At 45.4% G+C, this 4,047-nt stretch carries 4 protein-coding genes and 1 pseudogene; 4 read left to right on the forward strand and 1 reads right to left on the reverse strand.

All coding sequences use genetic code 11. From position 1 onward, the window contains the following. Positions 1–1,422, forward strand: a 1,422-nt coding sequence (locus AC3DOM_RS16320; RefSeq protein WP_487920103.1) for a peptide ligase PGM1-related protein, incomplete at its 5' end; no start/stop codon positions are given. 3 nt (positions 1,423–1,425) lie between these two features. Then, a complete protein-coding gene (locus AC3DOM_RS16325) occupies positions 1,426–2,190 on the forward strand; it encodes a tyrosine-protein phosphatase (protein WP_487920104.1) in 765 nt (254 codons plus the stop codon). A 178-nt stretch (positions 2,191–2,368) separates the two neighbouring features. Here the strand turns inward: AC3DOM_RS16325 and AC3DOM_RS16330 are convergent, their stop codons facing one another. Next, positions 2,369–2,548: a hypothetical protein gene (locus AC3DOM_RS16330; RefSeq protein ID WP_487920105.1), complete on the reverse strand. Its 180-nt coding sequence runs from the start codon at positions 2,546–2,548 to the stop codon at positions 2,369–2,371. A gap of 492 nt (positions 2,549–3,040) precedes the next feature. On the opposite strand from AC3DOM_RS16330, the gene AC3DOM_RS16335 reads away from it, so the two are divergent. Next, entirely contained in the window at positions 3,041–3,232 is a 192-nt protein-coding gene (locus tag AC3DOM_RS16335; protein ID WP_487920106.1) for a hypothetical protein, read from the forward strand. Between the two features lie 55 nt (positions 3,233–3,287). Then, a pseudogene (locus tag AC3DOM_RS16340) lies at positions 3,288–4,047 on the forward strand (hypothetical protein); the annotation flags it as partial.

The following is a 4,047-nucleotide window of genomic DNA, read 5'->3' on the forward strand; positions in this document are numbered from 1 at the left end:
TTTATTGAGGATGAAAACACGATGGTGGTATTACCCTCCATGACCGTGGATTTGAAATTGGATTTTGCCTCCCAGCAAGCCTATGAAGAGAGAATGCTCTTTATGCTCTTTTTACTGCGTCAACCTCATGTGCGTATCATCTATCTGACCTCTGCCCCCATCCAACAGGATATTATTGATTATTATTTAGATATTCTGCCGAGTGTGAGTATTGCCAGCGCCCGCAGGCGACTCACTCTGATATCTCCACAGGATTTATCGGATCGTCCGTTGGTGACAAAATTGCTTGAGCGTCCCAAACTTATCGAACAGATCCGCAAGGAAATTCCAAATCTGGATATGGCGCACCTGGTTCCATTTTTGACCACTGATCTCGAGCGTGATTTTGCTGTTCAGCTTGGCATCCCCATGTACGCCGCCGACCCGCGCTTTTTTGCTTTTGGTACAAAAAGCGGCTGTCGCCAGATCTTTGCTGAAGAAGGTATTCAGCATCCGCAAGGCGCGGAGAATATTTTCAGTAAAGATGATCTGGTCAAGGCCATCTCCCAGATGCGCACGGAAAAACCTGAAATATCAAAAGTTATCGTTAAGCATAACGATGGTGTTTCGGGATATGGCAACGCGACCCTGGATCTATCCGGCCTTCCCAAACCCGAGGCAGCAGATGTTAAGAATGCTTTGGGGGAGCGATTAAAAGAACTGCAATATGAATTGGCCGACGTTAACTATGATTGGTATATGGAACAGCTCAGTACAAAAGGCGGCATTGTAGAAGAATTAATTGATGGCGACAGTATGTTCAGCCCAAGTGTTCAATTGCGCGTCACACCTTTGGGAGAGGTGGAATTGCTCTCTACCCATGATCAAATATTAGGTGGCCCCAGCGGACAGATTTATATGGGAGCGCGTTTTCCTGCCAATCCTGAATATGGGCCAATGATTACCCGCGAGGCGGTGAAAATTGGCAAGCGTTTCGCCAAGGAAGGTGTCGTTGGACGCTTTGCGTTGGATTTCATCGTTGTCCGATCTCGTTGGCGCTGGGAGCAATATGCCATTGAAGTAAACCTTCGAAAAGGCGGAACAACCCATCCATATTTAACGCTGCTTTTCTTAACCGGCGGAAAATTCGATCCAGATACAGGTATCTACCAGACATTGCAAGGGCAGGCAAAATATTATGTGGCAACGGATGCTTTAAAATCCAAGGCATATAAAAAATTGACCCCACAGAAACTTTTCGATATTGTTAGCAATCACCGCTTACATTTTGACCATACCAGCCATACCGGGATCGTGCTGCATATGATCAGTTGCGTTTCATCGTTGGGAAAGCTTGGTCTGACAGCCATTGGGAATAGCCCTGAACAGGCACAAGAGATCTATGAGAAATTTATTGAAGTCTTGGATGAGGAAGTGAATTGACCCATGGAATCCATTCATAATTTTCGCGATTTTGGTGGTTATAAAACGCAAAACGGAACGAGTCTTAAAAGTGGATTGCTTTATCGTAGTGGTGACTTATCTAAAGCAAGCAATGCTGATATTGACTATATTGCCTCTTTAGGCATAAAAACAGTTTGCGATTTAAGATCAGAATTTGAGCGACAGAAAGAACCGGACCGAATACCGATTGCCAGGCCATTCACCTTTTTTAATATCCCCATGCGTCCGATCGTTGATTACCATGGGCGATCATTGCGTCGCTTATTTTCTCTCATGTTTGGGAGTGAGCGCAAAATGGACTATATTGCAGAGTCTTATCAAGCGTATCGCGAATACGCAACCAATTACCTGCCTCAGCTCAAAGCCTTGTTCCATCGCATATCAAATCCCGAAAATTTACCCCTTCTTATTCACTGCTCTGCCGGAAAAGATCGGACAGGTGTGGTTTCCAGTCTCATTCAGCTGGTTTTAGGGGTCCCCTTTGAAACCGTAATGGAAGACTATTTAATCACAAATGAAAATTTGGATGCCTATACTCAGGAAATATATCGACGACTTAGCAAGTTGGCTTATTTCGGTGTCCCCTGGCGGATGTACGCGCCTCTTTTTGATGCGCGTTCCGATTATTTAAGTGCTGCCCTTAGCCAGGTAAAAGAAGAGTTTGGCGTGCTTGACCAATGGATTCGGCGGGGTTTGGGGTTCTCTGAAAAAGATCAGGCTGCTTTGGCGGCTGTATTGATAAAGTAGTTCAAGGATGATGGAGAATCAAAAAAAGCCGCTATTAGCGGCTTTTTTGTGCCCTTACGAGAATTTGTTCCGAACCCCGTCCTTCAATAGATAATTCATTTTGGGTTGCCAGGAGTATTACTCCTGGCAACCCTTCGGGAGAAGGAAGAAAAGATTCTATCTGTAAAATGATAAGCAACTACCAAATTAAGCTCGCCAATATCCAGGTGATTATGCTCAGGATCACATAAGGCAGGGCAGCAGATTTTAGCCCTTTGGTATTTTGATGCACCAAATTGTGTTTTACCGCGTCGTGCATCTCATCCTTGTGACGTTCGACTTCAAAAGCTTGGGCATTTTCTAGGTTGTGGAAAAACATTTTGACTCCTTTTACAATAAGGTTACGTTCTGCAACCAGATGGGTGGTAAACATTTGCCCACATTATTACAAAGGGTAATCCTTTTTTCGTCTTTTATTTCCTGAAAATTCTTGAGACGTAAAAAAGACGCATTTGGTCTAAATTTCCACCGGAAGGTGCTATACTGGGATTATCTGCTCTTTCAGTATATATGCCATGTACTGGTTATTGGAGGATTTGATGCTTAAGATTCGACTTCTTGGACAATTCGACGTGCGACTTGATGGAAAACGCGTCACGATTTCCTCTCGGGCTGGTCAATCCCTCTGGCATATCTCACACTGACAGCAGGGACTTCCCACCGCCGGGAGAAACTGGCAGGCGTATTTTGGCCCGAAACCACCGATAAAATTGCACGAAAAAATCTTCGACAGGAATTATGGCGTATTCGCAAAGCCCTCGCAGTAGGACAATCCGGTAGTAGCGAATATATCCTTGCTGATGATTTTACATTGAAATTCAATCGAAATTCCGAGTACTGGCTCGATGTTTTGCAAATGGAGAGACCCGACCTCGATCTCCAATCGCTCATTGCAAATCTTTCACTCTATCAGGGAGAACTCCTGCCCGGATTCTATGACGAGTGGATCGCTATCGAACGCGAACGAGTACAAGCTGTCTTTGAAGGTCGCAGGGTTTTATGATTTTATCAATTCAGTCTATAATTGGGACAATATCAAATAAGATGATCTTTTAACCATGGCTGATCGCTTTCTTGAAACCAAATTCCATATTCCCCTCTGGCGTGCCGGTGGTGTGATGCGTCCACGGCTTTTGGACCAACTGCAAGCCGGTTTGATAGAGCAGCGAAAATTGACACTGGTCTCCGCACCTGCTGGTTATGGAAAAACCACCTTAATAACCAGTTGGCTCTATTCTTTTACGGAATCAACGCGAAATGTCTGGTTATCCCTCGAAAAAAGCGACAATGAGTCAGCACGCTTCTTGTCCTATTGGGCAACCGCCTGGAATCGGATCAGTGATTTTGCGCTGGAAAACATTCTGGCGCTATTGGAGGCACCCCAACTCCCGCCCTTCCAAAATATTCTGAATGAAATCATTAACACTCTTGCTCTTCTTGAAGAGCCTGCAATCCTCGTCCTCGATGATTACCATCTCATCACCAACCCGCTCATTCACGAGATGCTGGAATATTTTCTTGAGCACCAACCACGCCATGCGCATCTGGTCATCATCACGCGCTCAGATCCCTCTTTGCCATTGGCGCGTTTTCGCGCGCGTGGGCAAATGGTTGAAATCCGCGCCAGTGATCTGCGCTTTACAGAAGAAGAAGCCAGTCATTTCTTCAATCAATCCATGCAGCTTGACTTAAAAGAAGATACTGTCAATGCACTCGAAGCGCGTACGGAGGGATGGGCGGTTGGCTTGCAGCTCGCAGCCTTGGCACTCAAAAACCTGCCAGACCCACAAAGTTTTGTAGAAACATTCCGCGGCAGCC

The sequence above is a fragment of the Candidatus Desulfolinea nitratireducens genome (assembly GCF_982879505.1).

Coding starts and splice junctions, on each gene's coding strand:
- AC3DOM_RS16325 (WP_487920104.1), top strand. CDS start 1,426: ATGGAATCCATTCATAATTTTCGCGATTTTGGTGGTTATAAAACGCAA.
- AC3DOM_RS16330 (WP_487920105.1), bottom strand. CDS start 2,548: ATGTTTTTCCACAACCTAGAAAATGCCCAAGCTTTTGAAGTCGAACGT.